Raw genomic sequence first — 311 nt, forward strand, 5'->3', positions numbered from 1 at the left:
AGCGAAGGCGCGCCATAGCCCATTTTTAGCAGTGCATCGCAGACGTCGAGATAATCATTGAAGGTATTTTTCTTATGCAGAAACTTACCGTCTTCGTACCACTGTTGCCCTAACTCACCGCCGCCACGGACATGGGCAATGGCATAAACAAAGCCGCGATCCAGCAGGCTCAAGCGGCTGCTGCTGAAATCGGCGTCCATGCTGGCGCCATACGAGCCATAGCCGTAAACCAGTAACGGATTTTTTCCTTTCAGGAAGTACTTTTGATGGTAAACCAGCGAAACCGGAACCTCGGTACCATCCCGCGCGGT

The 311-nt window shown here is 52.4% G+C and carries 1 protein-coding gene; it reads right to left on the reverse strand.

Going from position 1 to position 311, the window contains the following annotated elements:
- The coding region (locus FDX22_RS31025; RefSeq protein WP_255432906.1) for a prolyl oligopeptidase family serine peptidase at positions 1 to 311 on the reverse strand (311 nt) is incomplete at both ends.

The sequence above is a fragment of the Citrobacter sp. TBCS-14 genome (assembly GCF_005280805.1).
Taxonomy (GTDB): Bacteria; Pseudomonadota; Gammaproteobacteria; order Enterobacterales; family Enterobacteriaceae; genus Citrobacter; species Citrobacter gillenii.